General features: G+C 52.4%; 31 protein-coding genes, 1 tRNA gene and 1 pseudogene. 20 read left to right on the top strand and 13 right to left on the bottom strand.

All coding sequences use genetic code 11. The features are described from left to right. Window positions 1-3 precede the first annotated feature (3 nt). From fliJ to EPG66_RS00115, 11 genes are all read left to right on the top strand, one after another. The gene (gene fliJ / locus EPG66_RS00165; protein ID WP_163657641.1) at window positions 4-447 is read left to right on the top strand and encodes a flagellar export protein FliJ; all 444 of its coding nucleotides are present in this window, start codon (window positions 4-6) and stop codon (window positions 445-447) included. Beyond that, entirely contained in the window at window positions 444-1,706 is a 1,263-nt protein-coding gene (locus EPG66_RS00160) for a flagellar hook-length control protein FliK (RefSeq protein WP_182685599.1), read from the top strand. The genes fliJ and EPG66_RS00160 overlap by 4 nt, the downstream gene beginning before the upstream one ends. A 127-nt stretch (window positions 1,707-1,833) precedes the next feature. Then, window positions 1,834-2,322: a flagellar basal body-associated protein FliL gene (fliL, locus tag EPG66_RS00155; RefSeq protein WP_039388789.1), complete on the top strand. Its 489-nt coding sequence runs from the start codon at window positions 1,834-1,836 to the stop codon at window positions 2,320-2,322. Between the two features lie 4 nt (window positions 2,323-2,326). After that, a complete protein-coding gene (gene fliM, locus EPG66_RS00150; protein WP_003854473.1) occupies window positions 2,327-3,334 on the top strand; it encodes a flagellar motor switch protein FliM in 1,008 nt (335 codons plus the stop codon). After that, window positions 3,327-3,734, top strand: coding sequence for a flagellar motor switch protein FliN (gene fliN / locus EPG66_RS00145; RefSeq protein ID WP_010247669.1), 408 nt, complete (start codon window positions 3,327-3,329; stop codon window positions 3,732-3,734). Before fliM ends, fliN begins: the two co-directional genes overlap by 8 nt. 11 nt (window positions 3,735-3,745) lie before the next feature. Further along, window positions 3,746-4,144: a flagellar biosynthetic protein FliO gene (gene fliO / locus EPG66_RS00140; protein WP_010247672.1), complete on the top strand. Its 399-nt coding sequence runs from the start codon at window positions 3,746-3,748 to the stop codon at window positions 4,142-4,144. After that, window positions 4,144-4,875: a flagellar type III secretion system pore protein FliP gene (gene fliP, locus EPG66_RS00135; RefSeq protein WP_010247675.1), complete on the top strand. Its 732-nt coding sequence runs from the start codon at window positions 4,144-4,146 to the stop codon at window positions 4,873-4,875. The genes fliO and fliP overlap by 1 nt, the downstream gene beginning before the upstream one ends. 26 nt (window positions 4,876-4,901) lie before the next feature. After that, the gene (gene fliQ, locus EPG66_RS00130) at window positions 4,902-5,171 is read left to right on the top strand and encodes a flagellar biosynthesis protein FliQ (RefSeq protein ID WP_003854466.1); all 270 of its coding nucleotides are present in this window, start codon (window positions 4,902-4,904) and stop codon (window positions 5,169-5,171) included. Further along, window positions 5,171-5,956: a flagellar biosynthetic protein FliR gene (gene fliR / locus EPG66_RS00125; protein WP_010247683.1), complete on the top strand. Its 786-nt coding sequence runs from the start codon at window positions 5,171-5,173 to the stop codon at window positions 5,954-5,956. Before fliQ ends, fliR begins: the two co-directional genes overlap by 1 nt. A 627-nt stretch (window positions 5,957-6,583) precedes the next feature. Then, the gene (gene rcsA / locus EPG66_RS00120; RefSeq protein ID WP_010247685.1) at window positions 6,584-7,219 is read left to right on the top strand and encodes a transcriptional regulator RcsA; all 636 of its coding nucleotides are present in this window, start codon (window positions 6,584-6,586) and stop codon (window positions 7,217-7,219) included. 141 nt (window positions 7,220-7,360) lie between these two features. Further along, window positions 7,361-9,067 (top strand): methyl-accepting chemotaxis protein, encoded by a 1,707-nt coding sequence (locus EPG66_RS00115; protein WP_182685597.1) that lies wholly within the window; start codon window positions 7,361-7,363, stop codon window positions 9,065-9,067. A 108-nt stretch (window positions 9,068-9,175) separates the two neighbouring features. On the opposite strand, the gene dsrB is transcribed toward EPG66_RS00115, so the two are convergent. Further along, a complete protein-coding gene (gene dsrB / locus EPG66_RS00110) occupies window positions 9,176-9,370 on the bottom strand; it encodes a protein DsrB (protein WP_010247689.1) in 195 nt (64 codons plus the stop codon). A 62-nt stretch (window positions 9,371-9,432) separates the two neighbouring features. Continuing rightward, on the bottom strand, window positions 9,433-9,591 hold the full coding sequence (locus EPG66_RS00105) for a YqaE/Pmp3 family membrane protein (protein WP_010247691.1): 159 nt from the start codon (window positions 9,589-9,591) through the stop codon (window positions 9,433-9,435). Window positions 9,592-9,909: 318 nt separating this feature from the next. Between EPG66_RS00105 and EPG66_RS00100 the strand changes: the two genes are divergently transcribed. The 3 genes from EPG66_RS00100 (at window position 9,910) to EPG66_RS00090 (ending at window position 12,538) form a co-directional block, all read left to right on the top strand. Beyond that, a complete protein-coding gene (locus EPG66_RS00100) occupies window positions 9,910-10,143 on the top strand; it encodes a DUF2525 domain-containing protein (RefSeq protein ID WP_010247694.1) in 234 nt (77 codons plus the stop codon). Between the two features lie 352 nt (window positions 10,144-10,495). Next, window positions 10,496-11,287, top strand: coding sequence for a mannosyl-3-phosphoglycerate phosphatase-related protein (locus EPG66_RS00095; protein ID WP_182685594.1), 792 nt, complete (start codon window positions 10,496-10,498; stop codon window positions 11,285-11,287). A gap of 30 nt (window positions 11,288-11,317) precedes the next feature. Next, a complete protein-coding gene (locus EPG66_RS00090; RefSeq protein WP_010247700.1) occupies window positions 11,318-12,538 on the top strand; it encodes a glycosyltransferase family protein in 1,221 nt (406 codons plus the stop codon). 85 nt (window positions 12,539-12,623) lie between these two features. Here the strand turns inward: EPG66_RS00090 and EPG66_RS00085 are convergent, their stop codons facing one another. The 5 genes from EPG66_RS00085 to EPG66_RS00070 all read right to left on the bottom strand — a co-directional run bounded on the left by EPG66_RS00085 (window position 12,624) and on the right by EPG66_RS00070 (window position 14,889). Then, window positions 12,624-12,803: a YodC family protein gene (locus EPG66_RS00085; protein WP_010247703.1), complete on the bottom strand. Its 180-nt coding sequence runs from the start codon at window positions 12,801-12,803 to the stop codon at window positions 12,624-12,626. A gap of 191 nt (window positions 12,804-12,994) precedes the next feature. Beyond that, entirely contained in the window at window positions 12,995-13,126 is a 132-nt protein-coding gene (locus tag EPG66_RS23145) for a hypothetical protein (RefSeq protein ID WP_003854444.1), read from the bottom strand. 33 nt (window positions 13,127-13,159) lie between these two features. Continuing rightward, a complete protein-coding gene (locus EPG66_RS00080) occupies window positions 13,160-14,071 on the bottom strand; it encodes a DUF808 domain-containing protein (RefSeq protein ID WP_010247708.1) in 912 nt (303 codons plus the stop codon). 10 nt (window positions 14,072-14,081) lie between these two features. Further along, entirely contained in the window at window positions 14,082-14,357 is a 276-nt protein-coding gene (locus tag EPG66_RS00075) for a hypothetical protein (RefSeq protein ID WP_010247711.1), read from the bottom strand. Between the two features lie 52 nt (window positions 14,358-14,409). After that, on the bottom strand, window positions 14,410-14,889 hold the full coding sequence (locus EPG66_RS00070; RefSeq protein WP_010247714.1) for a very short patch repair endonuclease: 480 nt from the start codon (window positions 14,887-14,889) through the stop codon (window positions 14,410-14,412). 190 nt (window positions 14,890-15,079) lie between these two features. Between EPG66_RS00070 and dcm the strand changes: the two genes are divergently transcribed. Further along, the gene (dcm, locus tag EPG66_RS00065) at window positions 15,080-16,456 is read left to right on the top strand and encodes a DNA (cytosine-5-)-methyltransferase (RefSeq protein ID WP_010247715.1); all 1,377 of its coding nucleotides are present in this window, start codon (window positions 15,080-15,082) and stop codon (window positions 16,454-16,456) included. A gap of 44 nt (window positions 16,457-16,500) precedes the next feature. Here the strand turns inward: dcm and EPG66_RS00060 are convergent, their stop codons facing one another. Together EPG66_RS00060 and EPG66_RS00055 are read right to left on the bottom strand one after the other, a co-directional pair. Further along, window positions 16,501-16,782, bottom strand: a complete 282-nt coding sequence (locus tag EPG66_RS00060; protein WP_010247717.1) for an Arc family DNA-binding protein — start codon at window positions 16,780-16,782, stop codon at window positions 16,501-16,503. Window positions 16,783-16,853: 71 nt separating this feature from the next. Next, window positions 16,854-17,558: a phosphohydrolase gene (locus EPG66_RS00055; protein WP_010670862.1), complete on the bottom strand. Its 705-nt coding sequence runs from the start codon at window positions 17,556-17,558 to the stop codon at window positions 16,854-16,856. A gap of 611 nt (window positions 17,559-18,169) precedes the next feature. On the opposite strand from EPG66_RS00055, the gene EPG66_RS00050 reads away from it, so the two are divergent. The 3 genes from EPG66_RS00050 (at window position 18,170) to EPG66_RS00040 (ending at window position 19,981) form a co-directional block, all read left to right on the top strand. Continuing rightward, the gene (locus EPG66_RS00050) at window positions 18,170-18,847 is read left to right on the top strand and encodes an ASCH domain-containing protein (RefSeq protein WP_010247721.1); all 678 of its coding nucleotides are present in this window, start codon (window positions 18,170-18,172) and stop codon (window positions 18,845-18,847) included. Window positions 18,848-19,025: 178 nt separating this feature from the next. Next, window positions 19,026-19,802: a DgsA anti-repressor MtfA gene (mtfA, locus tag EPG66_RS00045; protein ID WP_031593189.1), complete on the top strand. Its 777-nt coding sequence runs from the start codon at window positions 19,026-19,028 to the stop codon at window positions 19,800-19,802. A 103-nt stretch (window positions 19,803-19,905) separates the two neighbouring features. Next, a tRNA-Asn gene (locus tag EPG66_RS00040) sits at window positions 19,906-19,981 on the top strand. 245 nt (window positions 19,982-20,226) lie between these two features. On the opposite strand, the gene EPG66_RS00035 is transcribed toward EPG66_RS00040, so the two are convergent. Next, complete coding sequence (locus tag EPG66_RS00035) at window positions 20,227-20,484, bottom strand: LysM peptidoglycan-binding domain-containing protein (protein ID WP_010670864.1); 258 nt, start codon at window positions 20,482-20,484, stop codon at window positions 20,227-20,229. Window positions 20,485-20,640: 156 nt separating this feature from the next. Here EPG66_RS00035 and EPG66_RS00030 point away from each other — a divergent pair, with 156 nt between their 5' ends. Together EPG66_RS00030 and EPG66_RS00025 are read left to right on the top strand one after the other, a co-directional pair. Next, window positions 20,641-20,901, top strand: a complete 261-nt coding sequence (locus EPG66_RS00030; RefSeq protein WP_010670865.1) for a GlsB/YeaQ/YmgE family stress response membrane protein — start codon at window positions 20,641-20,643, stop codon at window positions 20,899-20,901. A 26-nt stretch (window positions 20,902-20,927) separates the two neighbouring features. After that, window positions 20,928-21,308 carry a YidB family protein gene (locus tag EPG66_RS00025; protein ID WP_182685592.1) on the top strand — a complete coding sequence of 127 codons (381 nt, stop codon included), beginning with the start codon at window positions 20,928-20,930 and terminating at the stop codon, window positions 21,306-21,308. Between the two features lie 481 nt (window positions 21,309-21,789). Here EPG66_RS00025 and EPG66_RS00015 read toward each other — a convergent pair whose 3' ends face one another. The 3 genes and pseudogenes from EPG66_RS00015 to EPG66_RS00005 all read right to left on the bottom strand — a co-directional run. Continuing rightward, window positions 21,790-22,179 carry a barstar family protein gene (locus EPG66_RS00015; protein ID WP_182685590.1) on the bottom strand — a complete coding sequence of 130 codons (390 nt, stop codon included), beginning with the start codon at window positions 22,177-22,179 and terminating at the stop codon, window positions 21,790-21,792. A gap of 7 nt (window positions 22,180-22,186) precedes the next feature. Then, window positions 22,187-22,303: pseudogene (locus EPG66_RS23210) on the bottom strand (hypothetical protein); the annotation flags it as partial. Window positions 22,304-22,315: 12 nt separating this feature from the next. Continuing rightward, a partial coding sequence (locus EPG66_RS00005; RefSeq protein WP_220495138.1) for a VENN motif pre-toxin domain-containing protein occupies window positions 22,316-22,979 on the bottom strand: 664 nt, incomplete at its 5' end.

The following is a 22,979-nucleotide window of genomic DNA, read 5'->3' as shown; positions in this document are numbered from 1 at the left end:
GCAATGAAAACTGCAAATGCCATCGATACGCTGCGCGACTTAGCGGAGCAGGATCTCGAACGCGCTGCCATCTATTTAGGCGATATGCGTCGCGGACAGCACGCCGCAAACGAGCAGCTGACGATGCTGCTCGACTATCAGGACGAATATCGCAACAAGCTCAACGATGACATGTCGACGGGCATCGCCAGCACCCGCTGGACAAACTATCACCAGTTTATTCAGACGCTGGAAAAAGCGATTGAGCAGCACCGCAACCAGCTTAATAACTGGAATCAGCGGCTGGAACAGGCGCTGATCAACTGGCGTGACAAACAGCAACGGCTGAACGCCTATCAGACGCTGATTACGCGCGCAGCGGAAAATGCATTACGACAGGAAAACCGTCTCGATCAGAAACGGATGGACGAATTTGCCCAACGGGCCGCATCGAGGAGAGGTGAATGATTACGCTGCCAAACATTGCTATGAAAGCGACGGTAAAAACCGACGCAGAACCCTCAGTCTCAACTGACCTTGCTGCGGGTGCCGATGCCCTGCCGCAGGACTTTCTGACCGCACTGGGAAACCAGTTACTCGGCCTGGCTAAACAGCAGGGAAAAGCGGCGCAATCCGCTGACGTCAAAGCAGAAACTGCCGATGATGCCCGCCCGAAAGCCCCGCTGAATGCACTGATGGCAGCACTGGAAAATCCTGCTGCGCTGACCGCTCTGTTTAAGCCGGAAAATATTAAAGGTGGGTCAAAATCAGCCGATGATAAAGACAAGCCGGACGTTGCACCCTTAAGCGCCAGCGATATGCAGAATATGCAGGCGCTGTTCGCCATGTTACCAGGTGTGGCGCCTGTCACAGCCACCACGTCGACCCCGGTAAGCAGTGAAGCGGGCGACGCGATCGCCCAGACCGATACCGGTCGGAAAGGCCAGACCTCGCTGACGCAACTGCTGAACAGCGCGCAGCAGAGCCACGCACCGGGCGAAGATGAAAAGTCTGACGCCAGAAGCGACGCACAGAGCAAACCTGCCGTCACAGCTGCCGCCAGCCAGAGCAACAACGCCGCGCAGAGTGCGACCAGCAGCGGCCTGACGCTCGACAGCAGTTTCCAGCAGGCGCTGAGCAACATGGTTAAGCAGGATGATCAGGCTGCGATTAAAGCCAGCGATAACGCGGTCAACGCTACGCCAATCGCTACCGCCAGCAGCCTGCCCGCGCCGGTGACCGCCTCCGCGACCACCAGCACGCCGTCAACGCCGATGCTGAACTCACAGCTGGGTAGCGACGAGTGGCAGCAGGCGCTGAGTCAGCAGATTGTGATGTTCAGTCGCAACGGCCAGCAGAACGCGGAGTTGCGTTTACATCCGGAAGACCTTGGCGCTATCCAGATCAGCCTGAAACTGGATAACGACCAGGCACAAATTAATCTGGTTTCCAGCCATAGTCACGTCAGAGCAGCACTGGAAGCCGCGATACCGCAGCTGCGCAACGCGCTGGCAGAGAGCGGTATCAACCTGGGCGAGAGTCAGGTGAGCAGTGACAGTTCCGCGCAGGGCCAGCAATTCCAGCAGCAGCAGGAGGCGCGCCGCGATGGACAACATGGCCGCTTCTCCCTCACCCAGGACAGTGACACCGACATTACGCCGATCGCCGTTCCCGCCGCCCTTCAGGCTCGCGTTAGCGGCAACAGCGCCGTCGACACTTTCGCCTGACAGCGGCAAACGCTGAAGGTAAGCGTAAAACCCGCGTCTTTTCTACCCATTGGTTTGACTTAAGACGCGGATAATCTGTCTCGTGAGCCGAGAGGCTTGCCCATAATTCACAGGAAGTAACTGCACCATGTCTGATAACGCGAAAGCAAAAAAAGGCAGCAAACGTAAACTCTTAATACCAGTGCTGCTCATTTTGACGCTGGCCGCTTGCAGCGTGGCAGGCTATGCAGTCTGGCGAATGATGAACAAACATGAGGGCGATAAGCCTGAGGTGGCGAAAGTTGAACCGCCTCCCGCTCCGGTCTTTTTTGCACTTGATACATTTACGGTTAACCTGGTCAATCCCGACAACGATCCTGACCGCGTGCTTTACGTAGGCTTTACCCTGCGTCTGCCCGATGAGGATACCCGGCGTCGGATGAACGACTATCTGCCTGAGGTGCGCAGCCGTTTGCTGCTGCTGCTCTCGCGTCAGAGCGCTGCGGCGCTGGCGACAGAGCAAGGAAAGCAGGCGCTTGTTGAACAAATCAAACAGGCGCTGACACCCCCGCTGGTAAAAGGTCAACCTCCGCAGGCTGTAAACGATGTGCTGTTTACTGCCTTCATTTTGAGGTGAATCAATGGGCGATAGCATTCTCTCCCAGGCTGAAATTGACGCCCTTTTAAACGGCGACAGCGGCAGTGCGGAAGAAGAAAAGAAACAAAACGGACCGGAAGGCGATATTCGTCCTTACGATCCGAATACCCAGCGTCGTGTGGTTCGCGAGCGTCTGCAGGCGCTGGAGATTATTAATGAGCGTTTTGCCCGTAGTTTCCGTATGGCGCTGTTTAACCTGCTGCGCCGTAGCCCGGATATCAGCGTCGGGGCGATCAAGATTCAGCCGTATCACGAGTTTGCCCGCAATCTGCCGGTGCCAACCAACCTGAACCTGATCCACCTGAAGCCGCTGCGCGGCACTGCGCTGGTGGTGTTCTCACCGAGCCTGGTGTTTATCGCTGTCGACAACCTGTTTGGTGGCGACGGACGTTTTCCGACTAAAGTCGAAGGCCGTGAGTTTACCCATACCGAGCAGCGCGTTATTCGCCGCATGCTGAAGCTGGCGCTGGATGGTTACAGCGACGCATGGAAGGCCATTTATCCACTGGACGTCGAGTATGTACGTTCAGAGATGCAGGTAAAGTTCACCAACATCACCACTTCACCGAACGACATCGTGGTTAACACGCCGTTCCAGGTGGAGATTGGTAACCTGGTGGGTGAGTTTAATATCTGTATCCCGTTTTCAATGATTGAACCGCTGCGCGAGCTGCTGGTGAATCCACCGCTCGAAAACTCACGTCAGGAAGATAACCACTGGCGCGATAACCTGGTCAAACAGGTGCAGCACTCTGAGCTGGAACTGATCGCTCACTTTGCCGAAACCTCACTGCGTCTGTCACGGATTTTGCAGCTGAAACCCGGTGATGTGCTGCCGATTGAGAAGCCGGAACGCATTATCGCCCATGTCGATAGCGTCCCGGTCTTAACCAGCCAATATGGCACGATGAATGGTCAGTACGCGCTCCGTGTCGAACACCTGATTAACCCGATTTTGAATTCGCTGAACGAGGAACAGCCCCATGACTGACAGTAATAAACCGTCTGACGATATCTCTGCGGACGATCTGTGGGCTGAAGCGATGAATGAGCAGGTCGGCAGCGGCAGTGCGCCGCAGACCGACGAAGTCTTTAAATCATTCGACAGCGGCAACGTCGCTGGATCGCTGCAGGATATCGATCTGATTATGGATATCCCGGTGAAACTCACCGTGGAACTGGGTCGCACCAAAATGACCATCAAAGAGCTGCTGCGTCTGGCGCAGGGTTCAGTGGTGGCACTGGATGGCCTGGCGGGTGAGCCGCTGGATATCCTGATCAACGGTTACCTGATTGCTCAGGGTGAAGTGGTAGTGGTGAACGACAAATATGGCGTACGCATCACTGACATCATCACCCCATCTGAACGTATGCGTCGTCTGAGTCGCTAAAGAGTTACATTATGAATAGCCAGAATCAAACGCTGCAACCGGCTGCACCGCACGCTCAGGCGATCTCGACCGGCTCCATGCTGGCCCAGGTCAGCAGCGTGTTAGCCGTGATTATCTTATTGATTCTGGCCTGCGCCTGGCTGGCACGCCGTGTCGGCTTCGCGCCGAAAAAGGTCAGCGGCCAGGAGCTTAAACTCACAGCCAGCGTCTCAGTGGGCCAGCGTGAGCGGGTGGTGATTGTCGATACCGCTGATGCCCGTCTGGTACTGGGCGTCACCGCACAGCAGATTACTCATCTGCACACTCTGCCGCCGGGTGAACCGGTCTCTGTGACGCCGGTTAACAGTGCGCCACAGGATTTTCGTCAGCTTTTACAGAACCTGGTTAAACGTCCCGGAAAACCACAATGATGCGTCGACTGCTTCCTTTATTGCCACTGCTGTTACTGGCACCGGTTGCCCATGCCCAGCTGCCGGGCCTGGTGAGTCACTCGCTGCCGAATGGCGGTCAGAGCTGGTCACTGCCGGTACAGACGCTGGTCTTTATCACTGCGCTGACCTTTATTCCGGCCGTGCTGCTGATGATGACCAGCTTCACCCGTATCATCATTGTGTTTGGTTTACTGCGTAACGCCCTGGGCACGCCCTCTGCGCCTCCTAACCAGGTGCTGCTCGGACTGTCCCTGTTTCTGACCTTCTTTATTATGGCACCGACCTTCGACAAAATTTATCAGGATGCCTATCTGCCGTTCAGCCAGGACAAGATCAGCATGGAAGTGGCGATTGATAAAGGTGCCCAGCCGCTGCGCGAGTTTATGCTGCGTCAGACCCGTGAAGCGGATTTAGCCCTGTTTGCCCGTCTGGCGAATACCGCCCCGATTGCCGGTCCTGAAGCGGTGCCAATGCGTATTCTGCTGCCCGCCTATGTCACCAGCGAGCTGAAGACGGCTTTCCAGATTGGCTTTACCGTCTTTATCCCGTTCCTGATCATCGACCTGGTGGTTGCCAGCGTGCTGATGGCGCTGGGGATGATGATGGTCCCGCCAGCGTCCATCGCGCTGCCGTTTAAACTGATGCTGTTTGTTCTGGTCGACGGCTGGCAACTGCTGGTCGGTTCACTGGCGCAAAGCTTCTACTCCTGATCCCCCTTTTCTTACCGGAGCAACACATGACACCCGAATCAGTAATGGTAATGGGACAGGAAGCGATGCGCGTCGCCCTGATGCTGGCCGCCCCGCTGCTGCTGGCCGCACTGGTCAGCGGTTTGCTGATCAGCCTGATCCAGGCCGCGACCCAGGTCAACGAACAGACCTTATCCTTTATTCCTAAGATTCTGGCGGTTGCCACCACCGGTATCATTGCCGGCCCGTGGATGCTGAATCTGCTGCTGGACTATATCCGCACCGTCTTTACCAACCTGCCTTACATCATCGGCTGATGATTACTCTCGACAGCAGCCAGCTGGTTCAGTGGGTCAGCCAGTTCTTCTGGCCTCTGGTGCGCATCATGGCGTTATTCGCCACCGCACCGATCCTCAATGAACGATCCGTCAGCAAACGTGTCAAAATCGGTCTGGCGGTGATGATCACCTGGCTGCTGATGCCGTTGTTACCTGCGGTCAATGTCACCCTGTTTTCCCCTGAAGGCTTCCTGCTGCTGATTCAGCAGATGCTGATTGGTATTGCACTCGGCTTCACCATGCAGTTCGCTTTTGCTGCCGTGCGCCTTGCCGGGGAAGTGATTGGTTTACAGATGGGCATCTCGTTCGCCACCTTTTTTGATCCTGGCAGCCGTCTTAACATGCCGGTGCTGGCCCGTTTTCTCGACATGCTGGCGATGTTGCTGTTCCTGACCTTTAACGGACACCTGTGGCTGATCTCGCTGCTGGCGGACAGTTTTCATACGCTGCCGATTGGCGGTCAGCCGCTAAATGCCAATGCATTTATGGCACTGGTGAAATCTGGCGGATTAATTTTCCTTAATGGCATGATGTTAGCGCTGCCCTTAATCGTTTTGTTACTCATGGTAAATCTGGTACTGGGTTTGTTAAACCGTGTTTCACCACAGTTATCAATCTTCGCAATTGGCTTCCCGATTACCTTATCAGTCGGAATTTTAACCATCAGCTTGCTGATGCCTCTGCTAGCCCCGTTCTGTGAGCATTTGTTCGGTGAAGTATTTGATTTACTCGCCGTGTTCCTGACAGAACTATCCCGCCCCTGAACATTAAGTTTCTAACTATCTTTGCATAACGATACTTAAGTATCGCAAAACCATCCGTGCATTTTCCGAACCATGTTTTCCAGAATGCAACTAAGGAAATTCTGATAAACGTGCGGAGAGTCTGAAAATAATTCTTATTAAACCGGGCTTCGCGTATTTTAGTTGGGTGGTTCACAGAAGCTGTCAGACTGTGAATGTGCAGGCAAAATCGACAAGACACTGAATTTACAAGAAAAAAATCTTTAGGTGATTTTTCTTGTTAAAAAATGTTTTTTCCGGCATTGTCAACGCACGCTGAGACATCACACTTTCGTAAAACAAATGTTTTTGAGAATTGTCCTATCAGAAAACCCTGTGTTTTCAGGGATAGTGACCTGGCTCCCAAAAAATGAGTCTTACTTAACCTCCGACATTTCACTGGCATTCCCCGCCAAGGCCGGAGAGTGTGTGACGTCACGGCAGCACAAATTTTTTGCAGAACGGGTCAGGGATGAAGACTTTTACGGGCGTTTGCCCGTTGCCAAACTGCACGAGCAGAATAAAAAAGTACCTAAGAAATCTCTCTCGTACCGCAACGCGTATTCATCGTTGATTTAAACGGATAACAAATTGGTGAGGGTCGCTATTATGCCAACTATTATTATGGATTCCTGCAACTACACACGCCTGGGATTATCAGACTATATGTCTTTAAAAGGAGTTAAGAAGAAAAACATCTCTTCTGTCTCCGATATTGAGCAACTACAGCAAAAATGTGAGCAATTAAACCCTGGTGTCGTCTTTATTAATGAAGATTGTTTCATTCATGAATCCGATTCCAGCGAACGTATCCGCAGCATTATTACGCAGCACCCTGATACGCTGTTCTTTATATTCATGGCGATTAGCAACATCCATTTTGAGGAATATCTCTACGTTCGTAAGAACCTGATTATTACATCAAAATCGATGAAAACTTCTACCCTGGACTCCTTACTCAGCACCTATTTGCAGAAGAAGCTTAACCAGTCTGCGCGCATCTCATCGGGCATGGACGTACATCCATTAACGCTGAGCCAGACTGAGTCAAACATGCTGAAGATGTGGATGTCAGGTCATGACACCATCCAGATCTCAGATAAAATGCAAATTAAGGCCAAAACGGTATCGTCACACAAAGGTAATATTAAACGCAAAATCAAAACCCATAATAAGCAGGTTATTTATCATGTGGTGCGTTTAACGGATAATGTGACTTCAGGTATTTACGTTAATATCCGCTGAGCATAACATCTGAAGAACCGGCCTCTCTGGCCGGTTTTTTTTTGCCCGGAATTGCGATCCAGGTCTCACTCTTACTGCTAAGCCTTTACGCTCTTTTGCCGATGTTATGCCTTATAACAACAGCCTCAAGAGAGCAAGGATATGAACACTGCACGAGATAATAATGGACAGAAAAGCGCAGGCATCTGGCAGAATCTCCGCCTGGTGCCGCTGTTTAGCCTGATCTTCGGCGGCATTTTGCTGCTGTTCGCACTCTGTATTGGTGTCGCCAGTTACTTTCTGATTTCCGGCAATCACTCCCTCGATGATGCCACGGACGAAATCCAGGTTCGTATGGGCCTCTCTAACAGTTCAAACCACCTGCGTACTGCGCGCCTGACCATTATTCAGGCCGGTGCCGCCGCGCGTATTGGTGAAATGGATGAGTTTCGCGCCAATATTGCCGCCGCCGAAAAACGGATCCAGCAGGCAAAAGATGGCTTCGCGATTTATCAGGCACGTGAAGTAAAGACGCCCGCGGATATGGAACTGGATGCCACGCTGCAGGCTCGCTTCAACGATTACATTACTAAAGGCCTGATACCGATGATTGAATCCGGTAAACAGGGCAGCTTTGAGGGCATCATCGCTCAGGAGACCGATGTCACCCGCAAGCTGGATGACGACTATAACGCGGTGTTGCTGAAGGCGATCAAGATCCGAACTGATCGCGCCAATGCCATTACCGCCCAGGCCGATCAACAGTCGCGCATCGGCTTTATCTCCATGGCCGTGGCATTCAGTGCCGCCCTGGTGCTGGTGCTGTTGACCTTTGTCTTCCTGCGCCGCGTGGTGATTAGTCCGCTGCGTCAGTCGGTGCTGCGTATCGAACGCATTGCGCAGGGTGATCTGACCTCCGCTCCCCTGCCCCATGGCCGCAGCGAGATTGGTACGCTCATCCATAACCTGCAACTGATGCAGCAGGCGCTGGTAACCACCGTTGGTACGGTGCGTGAAGGCGCCGTCGCGATTTATCAGGGCTCCAGCGAAATTTCAGCCGGTAACACCGATCTCTCTTCACGCACCGAGCAGCAGGCTGCGGCACTGGAGCAGACCGCAGCCAGCATGGAACAGCTTACCGCTACGGTGAAGCAGAACGCCGAGAATGCGCATCACGCCAGCCAGCTGGCCGCGGATGCCTCGGGTAAAGCGCGCAGCGGCGGCGAGCTGGTGAACAGCGTCGTGAAAACCATGACCAATATTTCCGGCAGCTCGAAAAAAATCGCTGAGATCACCAACGTCATTAACAGCATTGCGTTTCAGACCAACATCCTGGCGCTGAATGCGGCGGTAGAAGCGGCGCGTGCCGGTGAGCAGGGTCGTGGCTTTGCGGTGGTGGCCAGCGAAGTGCGTAATCTGGCCCAGCGCAGTGCGCAGGCGGCGAAAGAGATTGAATCGCTGATTGCAGAGTCCGTTACGCTGATCAATGACGGTTCGCATCAGGTTGGCGCAGCCGGTAGCACCATGGGTGAGATTGTTGAAGCCGTACGGCGCGTTACCGATATTATGTCGGAGATCGCGGCGGCGTCGGACGAGCAGAGCCGCGGTATTCAGCAGGTGAGCCAGGCGGTCACCGAAATGGATAACGTCACCCAGCAGAACGCCTCGCTGGTGGAAGAAGCCTCCGCTGCAGCGGCCTCGCTGGAAGATCAGGCGGGTAAACTGACGCAGGCGGTCGCGGCATTCCGCCTGCAGGACACCCCTGCAACCGCAGGTGTGGCTACACGCGTCTCTTCACCGTTAAAGACACCGGCTCTGGCACCCCGTCCGGCACTGGCGGGCGGCAGCGATAACTGGGAAACCTTCTGAAGTCATAGCGGTTAAACGTCAGCGGCTGATGTCAGTCGCGTAATCTCCGACAGCCAAAAGCCGCCTTTCCGGCAAACGGGAAGGCGGCTTTTTTATTGCGCGTCAGGCTCAGGCTTCCTGGTAAGGCTCGACGAAAATGCCATCCGGCTGATGGGTCTCGTTAAAAAACCAGATGCCCAGCGGATAATCTTCCAGCGCCACCAGGAACATGGTGCCTTCATTGAACGGCTCCATAGCCAGAATGGTGCCAACACGACGCGGGCCGCCATCGGTTTTGACGCTGACGCGGTCATTTACCTTCATTTCGGTTCTCCTGATTATTGACTGAGTACAGTCTAAACGAAGAACCGTGGCGATGCAGCGCGTTAGCGGCGGGCAATGACCCAGACGGCGTGGATAATACCAGGGATATAACCACAGAGTGTCAGCAGGATATTCAGCCAGAAGGCGCCGCCAAAACCGACCTGCATAAACACGCCCAGTGGTGGCAGCAGAATAGCGATAATAATTCGTAAGATGTCCATAACCATTCCTTTAGGTATTGATAAAAATCAGCTTTATCATCAACTATAGCTGAATCTGCTCTGTTTAGTCGAAAAGTCAGGTAAATCTGAGTAAGGAGAAACTTTTGCAATTCCTTAACATTTCACCGCAAGACTTCTTACGCGTCAGGCCTTTAAACTCTTCTCACTGCATCACCCCCATAGGTGCAGCCACAACCTGAAAGTAACAAGGATTTTGCCCGCGCAGCGCGGGCTTTTTTTTACCTGCGATCTCTCCGCTCCCGCCTTTCTGCCCTGCGTTCTATACTGATTACTCTGTTTGCTCTCAGGAGTCAGAAAATGACAGACGAAAAACAGCACGGCGATGCTCAGCCATCCGATCTGCAGATTGATGTCGAGGGTTTACTGGCGGCAATTCAGGCCAGAACGTCGGGAGAGGTACGGGAGTATATGGAGCAGGATCAGACACCACGGCTGGAAGTAGAAGGCCGGGTTTTCCACTCCTATAGCGAACTGGCGGAGGCGTTTGAAATTGATATTTGTGATTATCGCGCCTATGAAGCGAACCGCTGAAATCGATTTCAAAAAAAACCCGGCGGGAAGGCCGGGTAAAAATTCAATTCGTTACACCAGGGAATTCTTAACACCCCTGCAGATTACCCTTTCCCGACGCCGAAACAAGCATCAGATATGCACGTTTCTGCAACCGATCGGGTAATTATGGAGCGGCTGTTACCAAAAACATCGCGCCCGCCAGTCACTTAGCCCTGCACACTTCTTGCATACCCACGTTTACTGCGGTTTCGTTTTAAGAATTATCCTGGATTTCCAGCCAGCGTGGCAGGAAAAAAAGTGTGAGCCATATTCAACTATAATATTGAAAAATCGCCGCTTTAGTCGCGAATGTGATGAAAGGAGCCCGTTAATGCCCGATCTCCACCAGCCGTTAATGATAATTACCGATCTGGATGGTTCATTACTTGACCATCATACCTATCGCTGGGATGCGGCCACCGAATGGCTCACCACGCTCAGGCAGTACGCTGTTCCGCTGGTGATCTGTTCCAGTAAAACCGCAGCCGAGATTATTCCGCTGCAAAAAAGGCTTGGCATCAGCGGTTCACCGTTTATTGCTGAAAACGGTGCCGTGGTGCAAACGCACGATCAGCAGCGGATCCGCCTGCCTGATAACACGCTGACCTATGACGCTATCTGCCAGCGGCTGGCTGCCTTGAAAACAGCGTACCGTTTTACCGGCTTCCATGACTTCTCTGATCCGGAAGTGGCCTCGATGACCGGCCTGAGCGAGGCGGATGCAGAACTGTCGCGTCAGCGCGATGCGTCAGAAGTGATTGTCTGGCGCGACAGTGACGAGGCGTTTGACCAGTTCCATGACGCACTGCGTGCAGAGAGCCTGGCGCTGACCCAGGGCGGGCGTTTCTGGCATGTGATGCCTGCGGGCAGCGGCAAAGGCGAAGCCCTGCGCTGGCTGCTGGCGCATTCACCCGGTGAGGCACGCGTGACCATCGGACTGGGTGACGGCCCTAACGATGCGCCGATGCTGGATGCGGTTGATTATGCGGTCGTGATTAAGGGCTACAGTAAAACACCGGTGACACTCAGCCGCTCCGATCAGCAGCACATCTATCACACGGCTCACCATGGCCCAGAGGGCTGGCGTGAAGGACTTGACTATTTTTTGACTCAACCTCAATAAGCTGCCCACGGGCATTAAAAGGATGATGCGATGAGTGACTTTTATCAGAATGGCGTAATCACCAACTTTCACAACCTCACCCACCGTAGCGTGGAGTCGCTGGAAAAAGAGATGGTACGCTTTGCCCGCAAACGCAAAATGGGGCTGATCCTGCCATCGCTGTTTTCCGAACTTGAAGGCCCGGCGCTGACGAAAATCGTCGATGAACTGGCTAAAGTGCCCTATCTGGATGAAATTGTGATTGGGCTGGATCGTGCTGACCGCGACCAGTTCCTGTTTGCCCGCGAGTTTTTCTCCCGTCTGCCCCAACGGCATCGCATTCTGTGGAACGATGGCCCGCGTCTGAAGGCGATTGATGCCGAGCTGGATAAAGAGGGTCTGTCACCCACCAATCCCGGCAAAGGTCGCAACGTCTGGTTCTGCACCGGCTATACGCTGGCGTCAGACCGTACCAGCTGTGTGGCACTGCATGACTGCGATATCGTCACCTATGAGCGCGGAATGCTGGCACGCCTGCTCTACCCGGTGGCGAACCCGGCGTTTCAGTATGAGTTCTGTAAGGGGTTCTATGCGCGCGTCGCGGACGGCAAGCTTAATGGCCGCGTGGGACGTCTGCTGGTGGGTCCGCTGCTGCGATCGCTGCAGAAAGTTTATGGCCATTCAGAATATCTGGAATATCTGTCGAGCTTCCGCTATCCGCTCTCCGGGGAGTTCGCCATGCGGACGCATGTGCTGAACGGGATTAAAATCCCCGGCGACTGGGGGCTGGAGATTGGCGTGCTGTCGGAGATTTATCGTAACTACACCACCCGCCAGTCGTGCCAGGTTGAGATCGCCGATAACTACGATCACAAGCATCAGCCGCTGGCTGAAGATGACGGCACCGGCGGCCTGAAGCGCATGAGCAGCGATATCGTCCAGTCACTGCTGCGTAAGCTCGCCACCATGGGTGTGCCGCTGACCAGCGACTCGTTCCGGGTGCTGAAAGCGACCTATTATCGTAATGCGCTGGATATGATGGAGACTTATAACCACGAGGCGGCTATGAACGGGCTGAAGTTTGATCAGCATGTGGAAGAGGCAGCGGTAGAGATGTTTACCCAGTCGATTCTGGAAGCGGGTCAGGCGTTTATTGAGCGTCCTAACGATAAACCGTTTATACCGAGCTGGAGTCGCGTCCAGTCCGCCTTCCCGGATGTGCTGCAGCGTATCTATCAGGCGGTTGAAGAGGATAACGACGGAAACGTCTGAAAACAGGGCGGCACAGGGAGTGTGCCGGGCCAGAAAAAGCAGAAACCGGGCCTGGCGGGTCGCAGAACCCACAGGCCTGATGCTGTCAGCCCGCCAGTTGCTGCGCGGGATTCAAAGCGCAGAGTTCATCGCTGCGAAAGGCTTCGCTGCGCACGGCATAGCCATCATACCAGCGGCACTCCACCATGCCACTCGCGTAGCCGGTCACCACCATCGTCTGCCCCTCTTCCTTATGCTGCACTTCTTCACTGATTGCGAAAACCATGATGCGCTCCTTTTATTAACCTGAGTGTTATTAACCTGAGTGATTATTTTCTTTATAGCAGGCGAATAACGTTCCTGCCTGTTACGGCACGCAAAAAAAGGGCAAATTCGGAATTAATCAGCTGGATATGCGGAAAATAAAAAAAGCGGATAAAAAAACTTATCCGCTTTGATGAAGTATTGACGCTGACGTCAGATTTTACAGCCTTCGCAATCGGCTTCGTCGCCGAGATCATCCGGCACTTCGCTGGCTTTTTTCTCTGCTTTCGCTTCAGCCTGCTCCAGTTGTGCGTCGATATCAAATTCAAACATGTCGTCGTTCATCGTCATTCTCCTGACCGTAAATCACAGTGCGCTTTATACCGATTTTCCGCGCACTCTGGCAATAAGGTTGACCACTAACAGCACGATCGACCCAATGATAAAGCCGAGCACCAGGTTGGCGCCGTTGCTGAGCAGCATAGCGATCCAGCCGCTGAAGCCACTGCTGACTTCCTCGATCAGATGATGCAGCGGTGCGATGCCGTGTACCACAATACCGCCGCCGACCAGGAACATGGCGATGGTGCCGACCACCGAGAGGATCTTCATCAGCCAGGGCGCGGCAGCCAGCAGCACGCTACCCAACCCCTGCGCAAGGCGGGACGGTTTTTCACGCAGCCAGAATCCGAAGTCATCAATTTTGACGATGGCCGCCACGATGCCGTAAACGCCCACCGTAACCAGAATTGCGATGCCCGCCAGGATAATCACCTGGTTGAGCAGCGGCGATTCCGACACGATGCCTAAGGTAATCGCGACAATTTCGGCTGACAGAATAAAATCGGTGCGCACCGCGCCTTTGATCTTCTTCTTCTCAAACTCTGCCGCATTCTGATTCGCCAGCGAATCGAGTCGCTGCTGACGCGCTTCCGGTGATTTGCTCTGCTTGTCATGCTGCAGACTGTGCATCACCTTCTCCACGCCTTCGTAGCAGAGATAGGCACCGCCAATCATCAGCAGCGGCGTAATCAGCCAGGGCGCAAACGCGGAGATAATCAGCGCCAGTGGTACCAGGATCAGTTTGTTAAGAAACGATCCTTTGGCAACGCCCCATACTACCGGCAGTTCACGGTTGGCTTTCACGCCGCTGACCTGCTGCGCATTCAGCGACAGATCGTCGCCCAGTACGCCAGCGGTCTTTTTCGCCGCCACTTTCCCCATGACGGAAATATCGTCCAGAAGTGTTGCAATATCATCAAGTAAAGTCAGTAAACTGGTTCCCGCCAAAATCTTATCCTTAGTCTGGTTCGTTATGTTGACAACATGGGCAGCGCTCAATTTCCGTAACGGTCATCTCGGCGATGCCCTCACAATCCCACTCTACCCGCACCGTCTCGCCTGCTGCTCCTTCAGCATGCAGATATTTGCTGACCGGGCTTTCGGTCATGCCGGTGATCTCCTCCGTGGCGACAAGCCTGTCGCCGCAGTAAACCCGCGCGGTCGCTTTGGTATTCACCATCCGCTCGTCACGAATCTGGTAAAGGCGTTTTACCGTCAGTTTTATGCTGCTCATTTCAGGCTCCTGGCCACGGAGAAAGCGCAGATCTAACCAATTATGTCTGTGATTAGCAATCGGCGTTGTAATGATGAATGCCCTGATGATCGACTTCGGCACTCTCCGGCATCGCCAGCAGCCACTCCTCCAGCCGCTCCAGCAGATCCTGATCCGTCAGGCGCAGTTTGCCACGTAGCGCACACTCCCAGATGATCAGCACTTTCCAGCCGCTCTCCTGCAGCTGGCGCACATAACGCCGGTCACGTTCAACGTTGCTGTTGATTTTTCCGGTCCAGAATTCTGTGCGCGTCGCCGGCAGTTTAAACAGATAGCAGTGATGACGATGCCAGAAGCAGCCATGAACAAAAATAATTGCCTGATGTTCTGTCAGAACGAAATCGGGCCGTCCCGGCAGGTTTTTATCCTGCACGCGGAAGCTGAAGCCCCGATCTTTCAGCAGCAGCGCAATACGTTGCTCAATGGCCGTATCCTGAGCGCGAATGGCACGCATATTTTTGCTGCGTATTTCGCTGGAGTGAACATCAGCCATAACCTCTCCTTTTTTGCTGGTCCTTCAACTTTAGCCTGCGCCACGAAAAGCGAAAGCTGCCGCACGACGACTTCACACAGTGTGCCGCAAAAACAGAACATTCCGGGGGGCTGGCACAGGGCACATCCAGGCAATTTCCTCACAGCGTCTGGAGTGATAGCATAGGCACCTTACTGTTAAGGAAAAACGCATGCATCCCGCCGCCCTCGCTGAACCACTCTCTGCTGCACTTTCATCTGCTGATGCGTCTGAACTCTTTCAGCAGGTGCTGGCAATCTATTCGGTTCGTGATCTCACGGCCCGCCTGCAGCAGGCAGGATTTTCCTGCTGGACGCCGGCACTCCTGAACCGGATTCGTCAGGGTAAAACCGCCCTGCCACCGTTGTGTGAGGCGGAACTGTCGCTGTTACAGGGGCTGCTGCCATCCCGTCCCGCCCATTATGATAATCCTGAATTTCGTTTTATCGATCTCTTTGCCGGTATTGGCGGCATTCGTAAGGGGTTCGAGGCGATCGGCGGCAAGTGCGTATTCACCAGTGAATGGAATAAAGAGGCGGTCCGCACTTACAAAGCCAACCACTACAGCGATCCGCTGGAGCATCACTTCAATACCGATATCCGTCAGGTCACCCAGCCGGAAGGTCTGACCGACGATGAGGCGATATACCGCGCGATTGATGCGGCAATCCCCGATCATCAGGTGCTGTTGGCCGGTTTTCCCTGCCAGCCCTTTTCGCTGGCGGGCGTCAGCAAGAAAAATGCGCTGGGTCGGGCACATGGCTTTGAGTGTCAGGTACAGGGCACACTGTTTTTCGATGTGGCCCGTATTCTGGCTGCCAAGAAGCCGCCGTTCTTTGTGCTGGAGAATGTGAAAAACCTCAAGAGTCATGACAAGGGCCGCACCTTCGCTATTATCATGGAGACGCTGGATGAGCTGGGGTATGACGTTGCGGATGCGGGTGCCAGCAGCCCGGATGCCAAAGTGATCGATGCGCGTCACTTCCTGCCGCAGCATCGCGAACGCATTGTGCTGGTGGGTATTCGCCGTGATCTGAAAAAGCAGGATTTTACACTGCGCGATATCCGACGTTTTTACCCGGCGCAGGTACCCAGCCTGCAGAGCCTGCTGGAGAGTGCGCCGGATGACAAATATATCCTGTCACCGGTGCTCTGGCGCTATCTCTACCAGTACGCGAAAAAACATAAAGCCAAAGGCAATGGCTTTGGCTTTGGCCTCAACGATCCGCGTAATCCTGACTGCTGCGTGCGTACGCTGTCAGCACGTTACTACAAAGATGGCTCAGAGATTCTGATCGATCGCGGCTGGGACAGTGCGCTGGGCGAAGCGGAGTTTCAGGATGCCGATAACATGGCGCGTCGGCCCCGCCGCCTTTCCCCGCGCGAGTGCGCCCGTCTGATGGGCTTTGATGTGCCAGGCCGCGAGCCGTTCCGCATTCCGGTTTCGGATACCCAGGCTTATAAGCAGTTTGGTAACTCGGTGGTAGTGCCGGTGTTTGCAGCGGTGGCTCAGCTGTTACTGCCGCATATCCGTCAGCTGAAGTCGTAAGCACCGTGAAACGAAAAAAACCCGTCTGGCGACGGGTTTCTGTTTTATTTCTTCTTCTTGCTCTGCTTCTTCAGCAGCAGGCGAATCTGCTTCAGCTCTGTTGCACTTAATGCGTCGGTCTTCACGTCAGCGGCACTGGATCCCTCAGTCCCCTCTTCAGTGATATCCTGGTTATCAATCGCCGGATGTGGATGCGTTTCCAGACTGGCCTGCAAACGTTGCACAATCTCCTGGCTCATCGAAATCTGATTTTCCAGCGCCAGCTGTTTAATCGTTTCTTTCAGCTCAGGATCAATTTTAATTGTTAAATTAACAGTTTCAGTCATCGGGCAGCTCCTTTTTGTTATTGCTACAAGCTACCGGATGACCGTTTCGATTAACATACTGTCACAAAAATTTAATATTCGGTTTGTAAAGGTGTGAAGTCCCGCAGCACACCCTCATCCATACCCACCAGATTGCCCTGTAGTTCGGCATAAAGCTTCGCCATATAGCGCACCAGGAAATCGGCGTTATGTTCAGCCAGCATGCGGCCGGTTTCGGTGTGCATGGTTTCCGGCAGACGCAGCAGCTTCTTCTGGAAATGATCCAGCGTCCACTTAACATCATTCAGTTCGCGATCTTTACCCAGCGGGTCCTGGCTGTCGAATAATGGCCGATTCAGCGCACCGGCGGTATAGAAGACCCGCGCCAGCCCGATCGCGCCCAGCGACTCCAGCCGATCAGCATCCTGTACAATTTTAGCTTCCAGCGTCTGAGGCGGTATGCCGGCGCTGAAACTGTGGGTTTTAACGGCATGCATCACGGCATCAATCTTTTCAGCCGGGAAATCGAGAAAGTCCTGCTGCAGAATGCGCTGGGTTTCCGTCGCGGCATAGGTAGAGGCGAGATGACGTTCCGGATGGTTCTTCGGCAGATTCACCACATCGTGAAAATAGCAGGCGGTCAGCACCACCAGCGGATCAGCGGGCGTGCCGTTCATGATTCGCTGTGCGCTCATCCATACACGCCGCAGATGGGCGATATCGTGCGCGCCGTCGTCGTGGATCCAGTTCGCCTGAAACCAGCTTTCATAGCGAGATTGCCAGAGTGTAAGTGACATAATCTATCTCCCTGTAGTGATCGACAGCAGTTTTTCTGTCGCGATCAGTGCGCAAACGGCAAGCCATCATAGCGACTGGCTAATGACACTTTTTTTACAGTGCTGTTGAAAAGAGCAGCGCTGCCAGCAATTCCGGGCAGAAAAATGAGATCTGGATCATCTGTATAGCATCTCTGTTACACAATAACCGCAATTTCGGCTGTTTTCAGTCTTTCCTCAGTGAATTGCTGCTAAGAAAATTAGTTTAACAGGCGTAATGTTTGGTTCGATCTTAACCAACTTCCTGCCCCATGCTCAGCGTTTTTTTGTCACGCGATTAAGTGTAAAACTGCACGTTATGACAGGTGAAAAAGTCTGAAAAGGTTCCTATTTTTACGGTTATAACGTACTGTATCCGGGCTATTCGTCGCTTTTTGCCAGTTGCGTGATAAGCTTTGGTGCGCTTTTTGCATTTTGCTGGTTTTTAACTACTAAAGTGACAATTATACAGTGACAGTCAGCCTACAAATTATTAAGCAAAATGATTTAAAGCTTTTATGATAACTCTCAGATGTGAAGCAAATGGACTTTTACAGCAGTAACCGGGTTCTACTAATAAAAAGAGGTAATCCATGAAAGAACGGCCGATTCTTTTTTCCGAACAGCGTGTTCGTGCCCTGTTGGTTGGCCAGCAAACGCAAACCCGGCGCATTATGAAAACTCAGGCTTTCGGTCCGGGACAGGATCATCACGAGGGCGTCCACGCTTTCGATGTGAGTGCTAATCATCTGCATGGTTATAAAATGATGTCGATGACGGACATCAGCTATCAGTGTCCTTACGGTAAACCGGGTGACGTGCTCTGGGTGCGTGAAACCTGGCGTGGCCCGATGGTACCCGAGCAGTATCTGGCCGACTATGAACGCGACCCGACGCCCTTCCGCCAGCCAGAATATTGCCAGTATCGTGCAGACAGCAACGAGCTGGGCCAGCATGCACTGAGCACGCCGGAAGCAGAGCAGTTTGGCTGGCAAACCGCCATTCATATGCCGCGCTGGGCCAGCCGCATCAATCTGGAAATTACCGGCGTGCGCGCCGAGAAAATTCAGGACATCAGTGAAGATGACATTATGGCGGAAGGCGTGCAGACCGATTCGCACTTCCTCAACAACTTCTTCACCATGAACGTCAATTCTGAATCGCCCAAAGAGGCGTACCGTAAAGCCTGGGAAAAACAGTATGGTGCGACCAGCTGGGAAGTGAATCCCTGGGTGTGGGTGATTGAGTTTCATCGTATTGAGCGCAACTGACGCCCCGGCCCCACGCTTTGCGGGCTGAATCACAGACAACGACCGTGCTAACGGGTTGAATAGACGGCCCTTAGCCCTGTCGCCAGATGAACAGTGCCAGCATGGTGTTTCGATGCTGGCATTTTTATGTCTGCCGCGTCAGGATAGCGAAATAGTCCGGTTCTGTGCGGGAGTTGCGATGTTTAAATGGCCCTGGAAAACGCATAACGACGCCACCCTGGCCGCGCTGCCATGGCAGCATGGGCTGGCGCAGCCGATATTCAGCCAGCTGGATGAGGCTGAACAGCAGACGCTGGTTGAGCTGGCGCAGCGCTTTCTGCAACAGAAAAAACTGGTGCCGCTCGACGGTGTTCAGCTGGATGAACTGCGCAGTGTGCGGATCGCCCTGCTGTTCTGCCTGCCGGTACTGAAACTGGGCCTGGAGTGGCTGGACGGTTTCCACGATGTGCTGATCTATCCCGAGCCGTTCGAGGTCGACGATCAGTGGCAGGATGACGATGGGCTGGTTCACAGCGCGCCCGCGGTTCACGCCGGGCAGAGCTGGACGCAGGGGCCGGTAGTCCTCAACTGGCTCGATATTCAGGACTCGTTCGATCTCTCCGGCTTTAATCTGGTGATCCACGAGGTTGCGCACAAGCTGGATGCCCGCGGCAGCGGTTACACCAGCGGTATTCCGGTCATGTCGCTGCGTGACGTCGCACTCTGGGAGAAGGATTTGCGTGCCGCGATGGCGGAGATTGAGAGTGAAGTTGAACTGGTGGGTGAGCAGGCCGCCACGATCGATCCCTACGCCGCCAGCGATCCCGCTGAGTGCTTCGCCGTGCTCTCTGAATATTTCTTTACGGCTCCGGTACTGCTGGCCGAACGCTTTCCCGCCATGTATCAGCATCTGCGCCAGTTTTACCAGCAGGATCCCCTGCCCAGAATCGCCGCTGACACTGCGCAAACTGCTTAAATCACGATCGCTTTGCGTTAAAGCTAGCCAGTTGAATGATAATGTATTTTTTGCTGTTGACACCTTAGAGCGACGCCGTTAATATTCGCCTCGTTCACACGATTCCTCTGTAGTTCAGTCGGTAGAACGGCGGACTGTTAATCCGTATGTCACTGGTTCGAGTCCAGTCAGAGGAGCCAGATTAGAAAAACCCGCTCAGGGAAACCTGAGCGGTTTTTTTGCTTTTCAGCGATCCCAGTATTCTCTTCCTGTCTGACTGTTCATCTCAGCTCGTCTGCGGCTGCTATTACCGAGACCACCGTTAAGTCTGAATCAACGCAGGCTGTCTGGCGCAATCCTGTAATGGTGTAATGACAAGCTGGCTTTAAATAAAAAACCAGCCGGGCAATATTTGCGCCAGCTGGCTCATACTATTGACGAATTATTAATCAGGAATGGTCAGTACCTGACCCGGTGCTATTTTATCCGGGCTGCTGAGAAGGTTTTTATTCGCCTCAAAGATTTTCATATACTGGGACGCATCATTGTAAAACTGCTTTGCGATGGCGCTGAGCGTGTCGCCTGATTTAACCGTATATGTACGATTACTCTCTGCGGCGGTTACAGACTTATCTTCAACATTTTTATCTACAGCATGTAACAACTCATCGCCTATATTTTTAATATTATCCAGAATGCTCATATTTACTCCCCTATCGTTTCTGATACGTTTAGTTTAATAAAGAAAACAGGATTGCCAGGCAAACACTACGCGGCGTACGATACACCCGCTTTTAATTCATGGGTTAAACCACTGCTAAACGTTGCTGTAATTAATATAAAACAGAGGATATTAATGATGGGTATATTGTCATGGGTTGTATTCGGATTACTTGCCGGAATTATCGCCAGATGTATTATGCCAGGCAAAGAACATATGGGCATTTTCATGACCATTATTCTGGGTATTATCGGTGCGCTGATTGGCGGTGTAGTCAGTACCGCTCTGGGTTTTGGCAAGGTCGATGGCTTCAATATTTACAGCATTGGCATTGCCACCGTGGGTTCAATTATTGTGCTGTTTGTCATTCATAAAATCAGAGCGTGTAAACAGTCTTAACAGATTACGTTAAAGGGGATAACAGAATGAGTTTACTGGAAACAGTACTGGCCATGTGCGGCCTGAATAATCAGACCAGCCAGAAAGTGAAAGGTGTGCTGGAGTGGGTTGAGCAGCAAGGTGGTTTACATACTATTGTGAGTCACCTGCAGAGCGGCGAGTACAGTGAGGTGGTTAACTCCTGGCTGGGCGATGAGCAGAACATTGCGCTGAGCAGCGACCTGGTGCAGAAGATGATTAACTCTGAGGCGATTGAGCAGCTGGCTGCGCGGATGGGCATCAACACCAGCGATGCACTGAATCTGCTGGCGAAATATCTGCCGCAGCTGGTGGATAAAGCGTCTACGGCGGGCGTCGTGGATAAAAAAGCCGATCTTACCGGTCTGGTGAGTCAGTTAATGCACTAAGCGTGATGCCATTGAAAGATAAAAGCCTGCGGTTAAAGCATGAGGCTTTTATCTTTTAGATTCAGGAGAAGTGAGTAAAGTTGTTCAACGCATAGACTAAATATTAAAAAGAGGTTATTTAAGCCGGTATCAAATTTAACTTACCAGGAAAATTTTATATCATGCCACCTTACTATTCGAACCCTTGATTATTCTATCAAAACCCTCCCTAGGAATTTTCTTAATAATTTTGAGTGATACCTGGTTTTTTTATTGGTTTACAACATCTTTACTCAGGCGTTCGCAGAGAGCATCCCCATTTCTGCCGTAATATTGACCAAAGTCCATCAACTCAGCCAGAATGCGATGGAATCAGACTCTGTACGTATATCACGACCATCTATATCTATGTTTCTATTGCTGGTTTTATTTATCTACTAATAAAGGTAACCGCACTCAACTCCACATGATCTGGCCTAAGATCATATGCGGGGCGTCAGAGTTAGTTGATAATATTAGAAGATGGTAGTAATCTTTCTATTTCACCCTGATCTTTTTCATTGAAATAAACTTCAAGTTGATGTTTTTCATCATTAACCCAATCTAGGATGCAATCTTTTAAAACTTCTAAATATATACGTAAATCAGAGTCGGGAATGCCGGGCAAAGACTCATGTACAATCATTACTTTATTTTCACTAATCCAATCCAGATCGCGTAAACAATCATAGAGGGCGTTCCAGTTGAAGCCAAAATACCCGGGAAACCAAAGTAAATAATAGAGGGATCTTAGCAACTCGTCAGTGTCAGCGATGTTTGGATCGATCCTGGCTAAAAATACAGCGCCCTTTCCATAACACACTGATTTATCTTCATATTTAAACACACTCATTACGTAATCACCTGACTTTTATGAACGTTTTATAATGATCATTTGTATAATAAGCCTCACCATTTTGTCCAACAATAATTCGTAGAGGCCCTGGTCCTGATATGTTCGGAGTTGGATGAACATATTCTTTATAGTATCAATTAGGTTGCGTGGGCAAGCCAGATACTCCTGTCGCGCGATCAGGTTGATTTCTGAATACTGAACCATCATTTTTATGTGGATTCGTTCCACCACTAGCAATTCGATCAAGTGTAGGTTTTAAATCCACAGTTCCAGTAAATGTTTGCCCTGATTTTATATCTTTTACTGTAACGCCTTCGATAAAGCGAACCGGTTCCTTGGCTGCATTTACTGCTTTTGCTACACCGCCAGAAATAATGCCGCCCATTCCCTTCACATCGCCATCATCATCCACCACTCCAATTCTCTTCGGAGTAAAAGAAATAATTTTTACAGGCCGATTGCCGTGCTCCAACTGGAACTCATCATCATCATCACTTCCCAGCGTATTATTCTCAACCGCATTCTTACCGGCAACCGCCCCCTGAATGCCACCTTCAACAGAACCAGAAGCCACTCCCGCCGACAATTGCGCAGCAAGCTGGCCGAGTGCGCTGACAACCTGCTTCTCATCCTGCGTCAGGTCGCTGGCCTGCTTGCCAGGATACATTGAGTTGAGGATAGCTCTGGCCATCAGCTCGCCACCCGCAGCACCTGCCGCACCTGCTGTTGCGTTATTGCCCGCCAGCTGCGCCAGTACGGCACCCGCAACCGCGTGCGCCATGGTGTTAGCCAGGACG

This window comes from Pantoea pleuroti, from assembly GCF_014156615.1.
Classification (GTDB): Bacteria; Pseudomonadota; Gammaproteobacteria; order Enterobacterales; family Enterobacteriaceae; genus Pantoea; species Pantoea agglomerans.
This window is presented reverse-complemented; position numbering and strand designations above follow the sequence as displayed.